The organism is Lentilitoribacter sp. EG35 (genome assembly GCF_040784015.1).
Lineage (GTDB): Bacteria > Pseudomonadota > Alphaproteobacteria > Rhizobiales > Rhizobiaceae > Lentilitoribacter.
This window is the reverse complement of the sequence record NZ_JBFNGQ010000002.1, coordinates 47,508-63,212: the sequence shown is the minus strand read 5'-3', so window position 1 is coordinate 63,212 and position 15,705 is coordinate 47,508. Positions and strand designations below refer to the sequence as shown.

The following is a 15,705-nucleotide window of genomic DNA, read 5'->3' as shown; positions in this document are numbered from 1 at the left end:
ATTAGTATCTGTCAGAAGGATATAGTTATTAAAGATCAATGCGTTATAACATGCTGAATATAAAAACCTTTTATGAGTGCGCTCTAAATGACGTGTGCGCTAATGATTTTAATGATGATTAGTTATAGCTGGTTATTAATGATTGTAAAATGACTCCTCCATAGTTTGAAATGACAGATAATCAATTCCTATCCTATCTTATATGAGGTGTATGATGGCCAAACGATATCGTTTTGTCCGCAGATTGCTGGCTCACTCTGGCGCGAACCCCAAAAATCTATGGAAAGGATACATATTCGGTCTCATACTTTTAGTGGGTATATCGTCTATTACATTTGTTACTACACGTTATAATATATTTCTTTTCGACAAATATGCTAAAGCCTCCATCGTTGCATCTCAACAGTCGTCAATCAGTCATGCTATAACTCATTTATCGTACAGCCCTGAAGTGTTTTCTGGAGCCATAAGCCCTAGCTTTGTTGTTCGTGCATTATCTGATTATGAGCAAAATCATGATGAAATGATAAAGCTTTTGCAGGAGTATTCGCCATTGGAGAGGGTCTTCTCAACTGGCATACAAAGTCAGATTGACGAGGCAAATAGTTTAAAAAAACACCTACTCGATTATGGGAAAAATCTGCTTGCGTTAGCGATTTCCAACAAACACGAAAATCAGCTTGATAAAGCGAATATTGTTTCACAAAAATCGGTTGTAAGCCAAACTGCGAAATTTACACAGTCCCCTGATGTCGGTGCGCGGCTAAATGCACGACATGATAGGCTGGAGACAATACTTAAAGTGGCTGAGAAGCATCGCGCAGATTATGCTCATTCCATCAATAATTGGTTCTATTCGATTGCAATGGTCTTATTATTGATGGAGGCAATTTTCATATTTTGGCCGGCTCATTTGGTCAGTTCATATTATTATTTACGCAGCGCAAAACAGAAGCAAAAAATGCGTGCACTTGTAAAAAATTTAAGCACACAGAACCAAAAAATTAGAATTGCCTATGAACAAATTGGCCATGATGCACTGCATGATGCTCTCACGGGGTTAGCGAATAGGCGTTACCTGAAAGAAGAATTGCAAAGACGGGTGGGTAGTCAGAAAGATTACAGTTCTGAATTGGCAATATTACATATTGATCTAGATCGATTTAAGCAGGTTAATGACACGATGGGCCATAAGGCTGGCGATCATGTGTTGGAACGTATTGCAGATAAGATTAGAAGCTGTCTTGCACCTACCGACTTTGTGGCACGTATTGGTGGTGACGAGTTTGTAATCTTGTCGAGTGAAGCCGTTGGGAAAGAAAAGTTATCGGCATTTTCAAAAACGCTTGTCGATAGTCTTTCACAGCCTATCTTGTTTGAAGGTCAGCGTTGCGATGTTAGCGCAAGCATAGGTGCGGACTTAGTTTACTTGAGTTCACCCACAATGGAACTTGATGTAAGCGATATTCTAGTGAATGCTGATATGGCATTGTATCAAGCAAAACAACTTGGTGGTTGCCGTTTTGAGCTATTTACCGATAAGATTTTTTCATCGCACCAACATAAAATAAGTTTGCGCGAAGAAATTGCTTCGGCCATTAATCGCCGAGAGTTCATACCCTATTATCAACTTCAATTTGATGCGCAAAGTCGCGAAATAATCAGTGCTGAAGCATTGGTAAGGTGGCGCCATCCAACAAGAGGAGTGTTGCCACCGGCAGATTTTTTAGAAGAAGCTATTGATATGGGATTTGGTGAGCAGATTGATAAGATGATGATGCAGGCTGCTTTGAGTGATTTGTCGATGTGGAAGATAGACAAGAACTGCCCCGTTAAAAGTGTCGCGATCAATTTAAATGTTAGTTCTATTGGCAATCCAAATTTTATTAGCTCGATTAAAAAGCTGAAAATTCCTCGCGGGAGCTTAAGTTTTGAAATTACCGAGACGGTAGACATCAATAGAGATTCAACGCAGATTATTGAGAATGTTGAAGCACTTAAGGAACTTGGATTTGATATTGAGATTGATGATTTTGGAACCGGGCATGCATCGATTTTATCTCTTCAATATTTGAAGCCAAAACGCTTGAAAATCGATAGGGAGTTTATCTTCCCGATTGTTGAGAGCGAAGATCAACGGAACTTGGTTAAGAGTATTATTCAACTTAGTCGCCCTTTTAAAGTTGCCGTTGTGGCAGAAGGTGTTGAGAGTTTAAAGCACGCAGATATTCTGGCAGATATAGGGTGTGACCTCCTTCAAGGGTTCGCATTTTGCAAACCTATACCCGCATTTGGCGTTATTGCTATGCTTTCAAAAAATCGTACTGAGTTCAGTTCTGGCAACCGCAAGGCTTCGAGAAGAAGGGCTTAAATTGAACTAAGCTGTAGTTAGGTACTACCCAACGATCACAATTTTGAGGGCTCTTGGTCCATGGGCACCTAGTAGTAATTTCTGCTCAATATCTCCAGAACGTGAGGGACCAGTAATTAGGTTAATGGCGCGTGGCATTTCGGTACTTCCATCAGCATTTTTCTTAAGCTTACCAAGTGCAGATTCCAAATCACCTTTGATGTCCTTGGCATTTAAGATCACTATATGATGATCGGCAAGGAAGTTGATGGTTGTTGGATTATCTTTGCCAGACGTCAGAAGCAGGGTTCCACTTTCTGCAATAGCAGATGTCGCATGGCTAATTCCGACCAAATCACCGCCATCGCTAGCTCGCTTTTCAACTTCCAAATTTGGCTCACTCGCCCATTTGGCCTTTGCAAGCCGTTTATCATGTCCAGAGCAGACCGAGAAGGGAAGATTATGCGCACGAAGGTAAGTTACAACATCCTTTGGAATATCGGTATATTTAGCGACGCGAGTAACAACGGTTTGCGCATCACTTGCCATTTTGACAAATAGTTCAATACGTTCCTCAGCCTTCAACTGACCTCTTTTGGGAATGATACCCGATGGTTTATTCTTAAGCCTGTTTTCCATCATCGTTTTGCGTGTTTCGATGCTTGCCCTTTGGGCAAGTGTCGTACGGAGACTACCCAAGATGCTATCGCGAATATCATTCATGAGCTTGCACTCTGCTTTAACGCTTCGCGCTGGTTCCAATCTTGCATAAAGGTTCGTCCTTCTGGTGCAGGAAACTCTCTGTGGCGGGTCCACGCTCCCAACATTGGCATGCTAGTTATACGCTGTTTGGAACCTCCAAACAGCGAAAGAATAGGCATCGCAAATGACATAAGCGTTCGATAAATCTTTGGCCGCTTAACGAGATAGGCCCAAACCGAAAGTCCATATCGCGCAGTTTTGGTTTGGAGATGATTTTCAAATTCTTTTTCACGCCAATGCCGCATCATTTTTGGGAGAGGAATACGCATAGGGCAAATAGCTTCGCATCGTCCACAAAAGGTTGATGCATTGGGTAGTGTTCCACCCTTCTCCACACCTTCCAACGATGGTGTTAGAACAGACCCCATGGGTCCCGGGTAAATCGATCCATAGGCATGCCCGCCAATTGCGTGATATACAGGGCAATGATTTAGGCAAGCGCCGCATCTAATGCAACGAAGCATATCTTCAAACTCAGTTCCAAGCATATCAGTGCGGCCATTATCAAGAAGTATAACGTGATATTCTTCTGGACCATCAAGATCATCTTCCCGTTTTGGACCTGTAGAAAGTGTCGTGTAAACTGACATGTCCTGCCCTGTTGCAGAACGGGCAAGAATACGCAAGATCTGGCTGCAATCTTCAAGCGTCGGAACAACTTTTTCAATGGAAGCCATGACCACATGAACTTTGCCAAGTGTCTGTGTAAGATCACCATTCCCCTCATTCGTCACGATGACTGAAGAACCGGTTTCTGCGATTAAAAAATTAGCACCTGTAAATCCAATATCTGCATCAAAATAGCGCTGCCTTAGGACTTCACGTGCTTCCGCAAGAAGAGATTCCGGCTCTGACATGTCGCGTTCGGGGTCAAGGTGAGTATGTTCGCGTCTGAAATCTTCTTCAACCTGACTTTGATTGACATGGATCGCAGGTGCAATGATGTGACTTGGTTTTTCATTCCGCAGTTGAATGATGTACTCGCCAAGATCGGTCTCAACCGGTTCAATTCCATGTTCTAAAAGGTGCTCGTTAAGCTCAACCTCTTCGGTAATCATGGATTTACCTTTAGTCACCGTTTTAGCATTGTGTTTCTGGCAAATTTCAAGCGCTATTCTTCGCGCGTCTTCTGCCGTCTTTGCCCAGTGAACATGACCTCCATTTTCGATTACCTTTTTCTCATAGGCTTCCAAATATAAATCTAGGTGTGCCAGAGTATGCTTCTTGATCTCAACTCCTTTGTCACGAAGGCTTTCAAATTCAGGCAATGCATCCGTAGCTTTAATGCGCTTTTGAATGAAGCCTTTGGGAACGTTGCTAAGCGCGCGCTGCAATTGCGCATCTTTGAGCGCATCTTGCGAGTTTTGTTTCAAATTGTGAGATGTGAGTTCCATGTGATATCTCAATTTCCTGAAATGGGTTTAGTGTCGAGCTTTCCAGCAAGGACTTCTGCAACGTGCCGAACCTCAATATCAGAACCTTCGCGTTTGAGTTTCCCAGCCATATTCATCAGGCACCCCATATCGCCCGCGAGCAACATGTCGGCCTCGGTATTTTTAATTGATTGCGTTTTTTTCTCGACGATCGCATTGGAAATATCGGAATATTTTACACAAAACGTGCCGCCAAATCCGCAGCATACGTCACTATCTTTCATTTCTTCAACGTTCAAATCCTTGATGCCAGAAAGTAGTTTTCGTGGTTGTTTTTCAATGCCTAGTTCCCGAAGGCCAGAACATGAATCGTGATATGTAACTGTTTTGTCGAGCGCTTCAATTGTTTGGGTTACAAACATAATATCGGTCAAAAAGCTTATAAGTTCGTAGGTTTTATCAGCTAGCGCACTCATTCTTATATAGAGCGGGTCACCGTCTTCAAATAGTTCGATATAGTGTTTTTTGATCATTGCTGCGCAAGATCCTGAAGGCGCAACCACATAGTCGTAATCTTCAAATAGTTCGAGAACTTGAATCGCAATCTCTCGAGTGCTAGCTTTATCACCGCTATTATAGGCCGGTTGCCCACAGCATGTTTGTGCCATCGGTACATCTATTTCACAGCCAGATTTTTCAATAAGTTCGACTGCTGAAAAGCCTACACTTGGCCGGAATAAATCGACCAAGCAAGTCACAAATAATCCGACTTTTGGTTTGTTTTTATCAGTAGTTTCCATAAACGGATTTGCCTTAGTCTTTAACGGGTTGATATCAAAATTGAAGTATTCTGTAGATTAATTTGATCGTTGTTTTAGCCGTAGTTCAGAGATGTATTCTCTTTCGCTAAGTTGGTTCGCTTCGTTGAAGCTGGTGATTATAAAGTCAAGGTGAGTTTCTGCCGCCGCACGAGCAAGAACAGGGTCATTGGTGTTAATCGCATCGATGATCGCAATATGTTGGTTGAACAGCTTCTCACGAGCACCTTTAATTTTATGCACTATCTCACGATTAAAAATTACACCACCTGAAAGCAGTCGATAGCAAGAACGAAGGCTATGAAGCAAAATTACATTGTGCGCGCATTCGCCAATAGCGTTGTGAAGTTCGATGTCTAGGTTTGCTTCCTGTTCGGCATTCTCGTCTTGATGTGCTGCTCGCATAGCATCTGCCAGTCCGGCTAATAGCTTTTTATCAGAAGGTGTGGCCCGTTTTGCAGCAAGTTCTGCTGACATGCCCTCCATTGACTTACGGTACTCTAGATAATCATTTGTCGCTTTCGGGTGCCGACCAATAAGCTCTATCACCGGTTCTGAAAAAACCTGCCCAGTGGTATCTGCAACATATGTTCCGCCACCCGGCTTTGTATATAAAAGCTCCCGTGCTTCAAGATCTTTAATCGCATGCCGTAATACGGGTCTTGAAATATCCAATTGCTCGGCAAGATCTCTTTCAGCAGGTAATTTGTCGCCGAACCGCAAAATTCCTTCCAGAATGAGCTCTTCAATGTGCTCTGCCGCTTGATCAGCTGTTTTGTGCTGTGATATTTGAGAGAAAATGTTCTTTGTCATGACCCTAACCTAGTGGATAAGTTAGCAAGTCATTTCATTTTGGTCAATTAATTTATCCAAAAAGATAAATCGGAAATTTTATAGGAATTTATGCATGAGACCGAAATTGCGATATTTGATCGGGATCATCCTGCACTAAATTTCTATCCCAATAGGGTATGTTGCCATAAAGGTTAGCAAGATAGTCTATAAATAAACGCACTTTCAACGGGAGAAAAGTTTTGCTGGCATAAATTGCGTGAATAGCAACAAGGCGCGAGCTTTCAAATTGAGGCAGGACTTGTTCAAGCTGACCTGAATTTAGGCTTTCCCCGATATCCCATGTAGAGCGAAGGGCTATGCCAGCGCCTGATAGAACGGCTTCGCGTACAACTTCGCTTGAGTTTGTTTGAATAGGGCCAGATGGGCGGAAATGAAAAATCTCTTCTTCATTCTCCAGTTTCCATGTATCGCTATTGTGATTTGAAATACATGTGTGGTGTTCAAGATCGGCAAGGTTTGATGGTGTGCCGTTGTCTTTGAGGTATTCTGGTGTTGCGCACAAAATTCGTCGGACTGGCGCAAGTTTCTTTGCTACAAGGCTTGAATCCTTTAATTCTGCAATGCGGATGGCTAAATCGTAGCCTTCCCCGACGATATCGGTCATGTCATCATGAAGATTCAGATTTATCTGGATGTCGCTATTTTGCTCAAAAAATGCTTTCAGATGAGGTGCAATATGCATGCGGCCAAAAGACGTCGGGGCTGAAATTTTCAACGTCCCCTTCGCTGTATTCGATCGTCTGCTTACAAATGCTTCAGCGTCTTCTAGTCCGGCAAGTATTGCCAGTACGCGTTCATAAAAACCTTGCCCAGCCTCGGTAAGAGAAATCTGTCGCGTAGTCCTGTTCATAAGGCGGGTACCCAGGCGATCCTCTAACCGTCTTAAGCGTTTTGACACAACCGCAGGAGATAGACCCAGTTCACGGCCGGCAGCGGACATCGAGCCAGCAGAGACCATGCGAGCAAAAACTTCTAAATCACCAAGATTGTTCATGATCGATTCCCTGTTGCGAGCGAAATTATAGACTTTGAGTTTTTTACGTCAAAAATTGCAATATGGATCATTTATTTTTTCATAATATGCACAAATGTGTTGAGATTGCCAGTTGCAAAATGATGTGGTAAACATTTTTTACCAATAAATGAGGTGCCCATGACTGAGATTATAAAATTCCTGGAGCCTGATGCTGAAATCATGTCTCGCAGAGGTCAGATTATAAATGGTTTAGCTAACCTTGTGCCAGTTGATTGCTTGATTACAGATGAACGTGAACTTGTCCCCTTTGAGACGGATGCTTTTATCGCCTATCGCCGTTTGCCGTTGGCAGTGGTTTTGCCGGAAACAACTGAACAGGTTGCGGCTCTTATTAAATATTGTCATGATCAGAGTGTTCCCATTGTCCCACGTGGTGCAGGAACATCTCTTGCAGGCGGTGCGATACCCCAGGAAGATGCAGTTGTAATTGGTCTTTCAAAGATGAACAGAATCTTGGAAATCGACCTTGATAACAGATGTGCTATTGTACAGGCGGGTGTTACAAATATTTCAATTTCGCAAGCGACTGATGCGGATGGTTTTTTCTATGCACCTGACCCCAGCTCTCAACTTGCTTGCACAATAGGCGGCAACATCGCCATGAATTCTGGTGGTGCCCATTGCCTAAAATATGGTGTGACGACAAACAACTTGCTCGGCATAAAAATGGTGCTGTTCGACGGAACGATCGTAGAGCTGGGCGGTAAGGCATTGGATGCGTCCGGTTATGATCTATTAGGCATCATCTGCGGTTCGGAAGGTCAGTTGGGAATTATAACAGAAGCAACGGTTAGATTGCTTGCAAAACCTGCTGGCGCGAGACCGGTTTTGTTCGGGTTTGATACTGCTGACGATGCTGGCAGTTGTGTTCGTGATGTTATTGGCGCCGGTATCATTCCTGTCGCAATCGAATATATGGATAAGCTAGCAATTGAAATTTGTGAGGCATTTGCAGGTGCGGGGTATCCACTCGATGTTGAAGCTCTCCTGATTGTCGAAGTTGAGGGATCAGATGCCGAAATGCAGGATATGCTTGATAAAATCATTGAAATTGCCAAACAACACAACGTTAAAACGGTTAAAGAAAGTCAATCTGCTTTCGAAGCTGCATTGATCTGGAAAGGGCGAAAATCTGCCTTTGGTGCAACAGGTCGAATTGCGGATTACATGTGCATGGATGGAACGGTACCGCTTGGTCAATTATCTTATGTGCTGGAACAGACAGCCGAGATCGTAAAGAAATATGGTCTGCGTGTTGCGAATGTTTTCCATGCAGGAGATGGCAATATGCACCCTCTTATTCTGTTTAACATGAATGATCCTGAAGAGAGCATAAAGGCTGAGCAAGCAGGTATGGATATTCTCAAGCTTTGTGTGGATGCTGGTGGCTGCCTAACTGGAGAGCATGGTGTTGGGATCGAAAAACGGGATTTGATGACACATCAATATAGCCAAGCTGATCTTGATCAACAGATGAATGTGCGTGCAGCTTTTGATCCGAAATGGATATTCAATCCCTCAAAAGTGTTTCCACTCGACGTAAGGGGAGGGGAATGACAATGCAAAATATAGTCGCACCAACGTCATCGGAAGAATTGGTTGAGGTCGTTGCTCAAGCTTACAGAGATATTGAGGCAATTGAGATCAAAGGCGCAGGAACTAAGAGGCCCATTGGTTATAATGTTGCATCTGATATCCAGCTAGAGATGTCCCAGCTATCTGGCATTGTGGAATATACAGCATCTGAACTGGTGATGTCGGCAAATGCGGGAACATCTTTAGATCTGGTGAAGGCTGCATTGGATGAGAACAATCAGATGCTAGCATTTGAACCTGCAGATTATTCCATTCTTTTGGGAACAACAGGCAACCAAACTATGGGTGGCATTTTCGCCGCAAACCTGTCCGGTTCGCGCCGCCTGGTTACAGGTGCAGCACGAGACGGTTTGCTCGGCATAAATTTCGTTAATGGAAAAGGTCAATTAATCAAAACTGGTGGCAAGGTGATGAAAAACGTTACTGGTCTGGATCTGGTTAAGTTTTTGGCAGGGTCATGGGGAACTTTAGGTATTATGCGAGATGTAACATTTAAGGTGCTGCCAAAGCAGGAAGTGACCACAACAATCATAATTCACGGTTTAGGTGATCGTGAAGCGACAGAAGCTATGGCATTAGCGATGGCGCAATCCGTGGAAGTATCAGCTGCTGCCCATCTTCCTCAGTCATTGTCGAATACAGTTTTAGATGGCAAGTTCTCAGGAAAATCCATGACCATGTTGCGTCTCGAAGGATTGGAGCTATCAGTCAAAGTACGGAAAGAAAAGTTACAAGCCATTATGCACAAATATGGTGATATATCGTTCCTTGACACATCAAATTCCGCGGCACTTTGGACGGAGATGTCGAACGTTAAGCCATTTCATGAACGAGCCAAGGCCTCGATTTGGAAAGTATCTGTTGCGCCAAGTGATGGGTATAAGGTCGTCGCTGAGTTAAGTAATATGTCAGATATAGATGCATTTTACGACTGGCAGGGTGGTCTGGTTTGGATTGCAGACAATACTGTCGGAAATGTCGGCGCTGTAAGACAAGCTGTACAAAAAGTGGGCAGTGGATACGCAACACTCCTTAAAAAGAGTGCGGAACTCGATGAACCCGTCGACATATTCGAACCTCAGAACGCAGCTGTTGCTACACTGTCGGAACGTATTAAGCATCAATTTGATCCAAATTATATTCTAAATCCAGGGCGTATGTACCGCGAGTATGATACGTCTCAAAAAGCTGCGAGTTAAATAAATGAGAACAGATTTTTCCCTTGCCCAGCTTGCAGATTCAAATGTCGCTGAATCTGAAAAGATCTTACGCAAATGTGTTCATTGTGGATTTTGCACAGCTACTTGTCCAACATACGTCACACTTGGAAATGAACTTGATAGTCCTCGCGGTAGAATTTATCTCATCAAAGATATGTTGGAAAATGATCGCCCAGCAGACGAAAAAACCGTGACACATCTAGATAGATGCCTTTCCTGTCTTGCCTGCATGACCACATGTCCATCGGGTGTGAATTATATGCACCTGATCGATAATGCGCGTGCATATATCGAGAAAACCTATGACAGACCCTTTGCAGATCGGATGATTAGGGCGTTGTTGGTTAATATCTTGCCATACCCAAAACGTTTCCGTCTGGCTCTGCGTTTCGCGCAATTTGGGAGACCTTTTGCAACGCTGTTTAGAGCCATAAAGCCATTGAAGCCGCTTGGCGCCATGCTAGACCTTGCACCACCTTCTATCTCAAGTGATCAACGATCCTCTGAACCTGGCACTCGTAAAAACACGGGTGTTAAAAAGGCGCGGGTCGCCATTTTATCTGGTTGCGCACAGCCGGTTCTTAGTCCCAGTATTAATGCGGCAACAATAGAGCTTCTCACGCGCATTGGTGTTGAGGTTGTCATTCCAAAAGGCGAAACGTGTTGTGGTTCGCTTACTCATCATATGGGGCGGGAGGAGGCAGCATTACAATCGGCCAAAAACAATGTCGATGTCTGGATGCGCGAAGTTGAGAATGGCGGTCTTGATGCGATCATCATAACCGCTTCGGGGTGCGGCACAACCATAAAAGATTATGGCCACATGCTGCGCGAAGATACAGCCTATGCAGATAAGGCCGCAAAGGTCTCAACACTCGCGAAAGACATTACCGAATTCCTTGTTGAAATGGAGTTACCTGAATCAAAGATAGACGAACCGCTAACGGTTACATACCATTCAGCCTGTTCAATGCAGCATGGCCAGAAAATTACAACCCATCCGAAGACGTTGCTTAAAAAGGCTGGATTTATCGTTAAAGACCCGCCAGAGGGACATCTATGTTGTGGCTCGGCAGGAACATATAATATTTTGCAGAGTGAAATTGCTGATAAGCTCAAAGAGCGGAAGGTCAACAATATTATGTCGACCAAACCAGATATCATTGCCGCAGGTAATATTGGCTGCATCACACAAATTGCATCTGGAACAGATGTCCCGATCATTCATACGGTTGAATTGTTAAATTGGGTTTATGGTGGAAACAAACCAAAAGAGCTTAAATAGACCAAGCTGAAAACTGGATAACAAAAAACCCGATCAACTTAATATTGATCGGGTTTTGTATTCTTAAGTTTCAATGTAGCTTATGCGCCGAAGAAACCCTTTTTAGGTTTGTAATACTTAGCGCTTGATGCACCGTCTTTAATCACAATAACTTTTGTACCGATTTTCGCACGCTTATAAAGGTGCTCAACATCCTTGTTGACCATGCGGATGCAGCCAGAGGACATGTTGTGTCCGATTGTCCAGGGCTGGTTTGTACCGTGGATTCTAAAGATTGTATCGCGGCCACCACGGTAGAGGTACATTGCGCGAGCACCTAATGGGTTGTTAATGCCACCCTTCATATATGAAGGAATTTTGCGGCCTTTAGCTGCTTCGCGGCGGATCATTGTTTTTGGTGGTGTCCATGATGGCCATTCAGCTTTACGACCAATTTTGACAGTGCCGCCCCAACCAAAGCCATCGCGGCCCACACCAACACCATAACGAATAGCTTTGTTTTTCCCTGTAATGTAATACAGATACTTTGTATTGCTATCTATGATGATCGTGCCAGGTTTTTGGCTTGTCTCTATGCGAACATTGCGACGACGGAACTTTGGGTTCATCTTCTTTTTAACAGCGACTTGAACAACATCAGTACTGTTTTCGAGACCCAAAATTCGGCCTGTGTCATATGTAAAAGCGAATGTATGTGGTGTTGCAAATACCATTGCAAGTACAAAGCTTACTGCAACGTAAAATTTTCTTGAGTAACCCATGGCCCTCAGCTCCCCTGATTTGGATTTATCAGAAACTAGCATTGTTTTCTCTAAGTGCAAGAAGGGAAGGTAAGATTTTTGGAAAAATTGATCGACTTTCATATCAATTTCGGCAAGAAAAAAGCGCCGAATGTACATCGGCGCTCCAAAAGGATTGAAATTTGCCTATTTGCTCAAATGATAGGCAAGCTTTATATAACAGTTACTCTAGCACCAACCTTCACGCGTTCGTAAAGATCAACGACGTCTTGGTTACGCATGCGGATACAGCCAGAAGATACCGCTTGTCCAATTGTCCAAGGTTGGTTTGTTCCGTGGATACGGTAAAGCGTTGAACCCAGATAAAGCGCACGTGCACCAAGTGGGTTTTGTGGTCCACCCTCCATATGGGTTGGAAGAATGCGCCCCTTTTTCTTCTCTCGCGCAATCATTTCAGCTGGTGGTCGCCAGGATGGCCATTCGCCTTTGCGTGTAATTTTTTCACTACCTGTCCATTCAAACCCTTGCTTGCCGACACCAACGCCATAGCGGCGTGCCTTGCCATCTCCAAGAATGAGATACAGATGTTTTGTTTGGGTATCGATAACGATCGATCCAACCTTCTTATCACTCTCGTAATTCACTAATTGAGGTAAGAACTGAGCGCTGAGTTGTGGTTTGACAGCTTTCTTTTTAGCAACAGGTGCGATGGCAGCCTGACGGATGACGACGCCACTTCGTTGTTCTCCTGTAGTCAATGAACGTCGAACAACACGCTGCTTCTGTCGTCTTTGTACTCGTTGAACCGAGCGACTTCTAACTTGGCCACCATTTAATTGTAATACCCAAGTGGATTCTAAGCTTGGGCTCACGGTAACGGGTGGCTTTGTGCGATAGCGATCATTAGCCATTGTTGGCGAAGCAAAAATCGCAGTTGCTGCTATCAGCAAACCAATTCGGGAAAACTTCATTGAACGTACTCACTACTAGGCGTTAAATAAAATAACTCTACTATATAATAAAATTGTCGCTTAGCTTGGATACCAAATTATGAATCAATGAAGATAATTGATCGAATTTTAAATAAACTCTTTGTCAGGGTTATCAGAAGCTTTAGAAACAAAGTTAATGAAGCTTAAATGATTTGAATTTGCGAGGATCGAGTGATGTCTGATGATACGCCTGACGAAGGATTAATTAAAGGCGAAGACGGAATAACACGTTGTTGGTGGCCGTCTGACTTGCCCGATTATATTGAATATCATGATAATGAGTGGGGAGTTCCTGTTGATGATGATGAACGCTTGTTTGAGAAACTTTGTCTTGAAGGGTTTCAGTCTGGCCTTTCATGGCTCACAATTCTGCGGAAACGCGAAAATTTCAGGAAAGCATTTTGCAATTTTGAAATTGAGAAAGTCGCAGCTTTTACACAAGACGACATTGAACGTCTCGTTTTAGATGCTGGTATTATCCGTCATCGGGGCAAAATTAAATCAGCGGTCAATAATGCAAATCGTGCACTTGAGATGCAAAAAGAGTTTGGTTCACTCGGGCATTATTTTTGGGCGCAGGAACCGGATGAGAGCGAACGACCTGATAAATGTGATTATGCAACGCTTCGAACGCTAGGTAAGACCGAGCGATCAACTACAATTTCAAAAGACCTTAAGAAAAGAGGGTGGAGCTTTGTTGGCCCCACAACAGTTTATGCCTTTATGCAAGCCATGGGCATCGTCAATGATCACGTTGAAGGGTGCCATCATCGCGCAATAATCGAGGAAGCCAGGCGTAATTTTAAGCGTCCAACGGGCTAATATTGAGCAATTTCAAGGGTTCAAAAATCAACAACAAAGCTTGCTGCATCGGGCAGGATGCGGTACGAAGCGGCGAATTACAATTATCTGAGATTTCCAGCAGAGTTTCCTATGGCTAAAAAGAATAAGAAAGCACCGAAATTAAGGGCACGTTTGCCGCGTGGTTTTCCTGATCGTACACCGTTTGACATCAGAGCAACCGAAGAGATGCTTGGTAAAATCAAAACAGTTTATGAGCGTTTTGGTTTTGAACCTGTCGAAACGCCAATGTTTGAATATACCGATGCGCTGGGTAAGTTTTTGCCAGATACAGATCGTCCTAATGCCGGTGTTTTCTCTCTGCAAGATGATGATGATCAATGGATGAGCCTGCGCTATGACCTAACCGCGCCGCTAGCTCGCCATGTCGCTGAAAATTTCAACGAAATCCAACTGCCATATCGTACCTATCGTTCAGGTTGGGTTTTTCGCAATGAAAAACCCGGGCCGGGCCGCTTTAGACAATTCATGCAGTTCGATGCCGATATCGTCGGTGCACCGGGCGTGCAAGCCGATGCCGAAATGTGCATGATGATGGCTGATACGATGGAAGCACTTGGAATTAAGCGCGGGCAGTATGTAATTCGTGTGAACAATCGGAAAATTCTTGACGGACTTATGGAAGCTATTGGGCTTGAGGGTGAAGAAAATGAAGAGAAACGCCTCACCGTGCTACGTTCCTTAGATAAACGGGATAAGTTTGGAGTTGAAGGTGTTCAGCTTTTACTCGGAAAAGGTCGATGGGATGGCGGTTCTGAGGGCGAGGGTGACTTCACAGAGGGTGCGGGTTTGAATGATAACCAGATTACTATTTTAACCAAAGTGTTTTTGAGTAAGCCAACGGATGACGAAACATACAATGCGATAGAGGATCGGCCAAATACTGTTATAAAAGTGCAACCTGCTAGAGCTTCTATCGGACCAGATTCTGCAACTTCGAAGGCGACACCTGAGGCAGCCAGTCAAAATGTCGTAGATAAAACCAAGCATTCCAACATCGGTATTGTGAACTTCATAAAAGCGCAATGCAGACTTTTCAACTTATTAGGCAATCAAAACCTCAATACTGGTGTCGATGAATTGAGCCAGATAGCGTCGCTAGTGGAACGTTGCGGATACACTTCAGATCAAATTCTAGTGGATCCTTCCTGCGTACGCGGCCTCGAATATTACACAGGCCCAGTTTACGAAGCCGAACTACTCTTCGATGTTGTCAACGAAAAGGGCAAAAAAGTCCAGTTCGGATCAGTTGGCGGCGGTGGTCGCTACGATGGTCTAGTGTCTCGCTTCATGGGCCAGCCCGTTCCTGCGACAGGATTTTCCATTGGCGTTTCGCGCTTAATGACAGCGCTGAAGAACTTGAAAAAAATTGGCGGTGAGCAAGACATTGGTCCTGTGCTTATTACGGTTATGGATAAGAAGATGCTGGCTGATTATGCCAAAATTGCCAACGATCTGCGCAAAGCGTTAAATCCACTTGGCGACGATGGACAGCCAATTGGTCCGGTTATTCCTGTTGAACTTTATCAAGGCAACCCAAAGAACTTTGGTAATCAGCTTAAATATGCGGATCGCAGAAACGCGCCAATTGCCATCATCCAAGGGTCAGATGAGAAGGAAAATGGTGAAGTCCAGATCAAAGACTTGATTGAAGGTAAGCGCATTTCTGAAAATATTGAAGATAATGCAGAATGGCGTGCTATGCGCCCAGCGCAGGTTTCTGTGCCTGTTGATCAAATAGCCGAGAAAGTAAAAGAAATTCTCGCAGCACAACAGGCAGACCGTGAAGCACTCGATAGCGGCAGTTAGGAACTAAG

At 43.9% G+C, this 15,705-nt stretch carries 13 protein-coding genes; 6 read left to right on the top strand and 7 right to left on the bottom strand.

Annotated features, from left to right (window positions below; genetic code table 11):
- Positions 1-214: 214 nt before the first annotated feature.
- Positions 215-2,371 (top strand): putative bifunctional diguanylate cyclase/phosphodiesterase, encoded by a 2,157-nt coding sequence (locus AB2J24_RS04195; RefSeq protein WP_367384558.1) that lies wholly within the window; start codon positions 215-217, stop codon positions 2,369-2,371.
- A gap of 24 nt (positions 2,372-2,395) precedes the next feature.
- On the opposite strand, the gene AB2J24_RS04190 is transcribed toward AB2J24_RS04195, so the two are convergent.
- The 5 genes from AB2J24_RS04190 to AB2J24_RS04170 form a co-directional block, all read right to left on the bottom strand.
- Positions 2,396-3,073: a LutC/YkgG family protein gene (locus AB2J24_RS04190; RefSeq protein ID WP_162654103.1), complete on the bottom strand. Its 678-nt coding sequence runs from the start codon at positions 3,071-3,073 to the stop codon at positions 2,396-2,398.
- Positions 3,070-4,506 (bottom strand): LutB/LldF family L-lactate oxidation iron-sulfur protein, encoded by a 1,437-nt coding sequence (locus AB2J24_RS04185; RefSeq protein WP_162654102.1) that lies wholly within the window; start codon positions 4,504-4,506, stop codon positions 3,070-3,072. Before AB2J24_RS04185 ends, AB2J24_RS04190 begins: the two co-directional genes overlap by 4 nt.
- Before the next feature lie 8 nt (positions 4,507-4,514).
- Entirely contained in the window at positions 4,515-5,285 is a 771-nt protein-coding gene (locus AB2J24_RS04180) for a (Fe-S)-binding protein (RefSeq protein WP_367384557.1), read from the bottom strand.
- Positions 5,286-5,342: 57 nt separating this feature from the next.
- Positions 5,343-6,116, bottom strand: coding sequence for an FCD domain-containing protein (locus AB2J24_RS04175; RefSeq protein WP_367384556.1), 774 nt, complete (start codon positions 6,114-6,116; stop codon positions 5,343-5,345).
- Between the two features lie 88 nt (positions 6,117-6,204).
- Positions 6,205-7,152 (bottom strand): LysR family transcriptional regulator, encoded by a 948-nt coding sequence (locus AB2J24_RS04170; protein ID WP_162654099.1) that lies wholly within the window; start codon positions 7,150-7,152, stop codon positions 6,205-6,207.
- A 159-nt stretch (positions 7,153-7,311) separates the two neighbouring features.
- Here AB2J24_RS04170 and AB2J24_RS04165 point away from each other — a divergent pair, with 159 nt between their 5' ends.
- Genes AB2J24_RS04165 through glcF form a run of 3 tightly spaced genes read left to right on the top strand, consistent with a single transcriptional unit; the run spans position 7,312 to position 11,295 of the window.
- Positions 7,312-8,751, top strand: a complete 1,440-nt coding sequence (locus tag AB2J24_RS04165; protein ID WP_162654098.1) for an FAD-binding oxidoreductase — start codon at positions 7,312-7,314, stop codon at positions 8,749-8,751.
- Positions 8,748-9,989 carry an FAD-binding protein gene (locus tag AB2J24_RS04160; protein ID WP_367384555.1) on the top strand — a complete coding sequence of 414 codons (1,242 nt, stop codon included), beginning with the start codon at positions 8,748-8,750 and terminating at the stop codon, positions 9,987-9,989. Before AB2J24_RS04165 ends, AB2J24_RS04160 begins: the two co-directional genes overlap by 4 nt.
- Before the next feature lie 4 nt (positions 9,990-9,993).
- Positions 9,994-11,295, top strand: coding sequence for a glycolate oxidase subunit GlcF (gene glcF / locus AB2J24_RS04155; protein ID WP_367384554.1), 1,302 nt, complete (start codon positions 9,994-9,996; stop codon positions 11,293-11,295).
- 80 nt (positions 11,296-11,375) lie between these two features.
- On the opposite strand, the gene AB2J24_RS04150 is transcribed toward glcF, so the two are convergent.
- On the bottom strand, positions 11,376-12,056 hold the full coding sequence (locus tag AB2J24_RS04150; protein ID WP_420883614.1) for a L,D-transpeptidase: 681 nt from the start codon (positions 12,054-12,056) through the stop codon (positions 11,376-11,378).
- A gap of 191 nt (positions 12,057-12,247) precedes the next feature.
- Positions 12,248-13,006: a L,D-transpeptidase gene (locus AB2J24_RS04145; protein ID WP_367384553.1), complete on the bottom strand. Its 759-nt coding sequence runs from the start codon at positions 13,004-13,006 to the stop codon at positions 12,248-12,250.
- A gap of 195 nt (positions 13,007-13,201) precedes the next feature.
- Here AB2J24_RS04145 and AB2J24_RS04140 point away from each other — a divergent pair, with 195 nt between their 5' ends.
- Both AB2J24_RS04140 and hisS read left to right on the top strand, forming a co-directional pair.
- Entirely contained in the window at positions 13,202-13,849 is a 648-nt protein-coding gene (locus AB2J24_RS04140; protein ID WP_367384552.1) for a DNA-3-methyladenine glycosylase I, read from the top strand.
- A gap of 111 nt (positions 13,850-13,960) precedes the next feature.
- Positions 13,961-15,697, top strand: coding sequence for a histidine--tRNA ligase (hisS, locus tag AB2J24_RS04135; RefSeq protein WP_367384551.1), 1,737 nt, complete (start codon positions 13,961-13,963; stop codon positions 15,695-15,697).
- Positions 15,698-15,705: the final 8 nt, after the last annotated feature.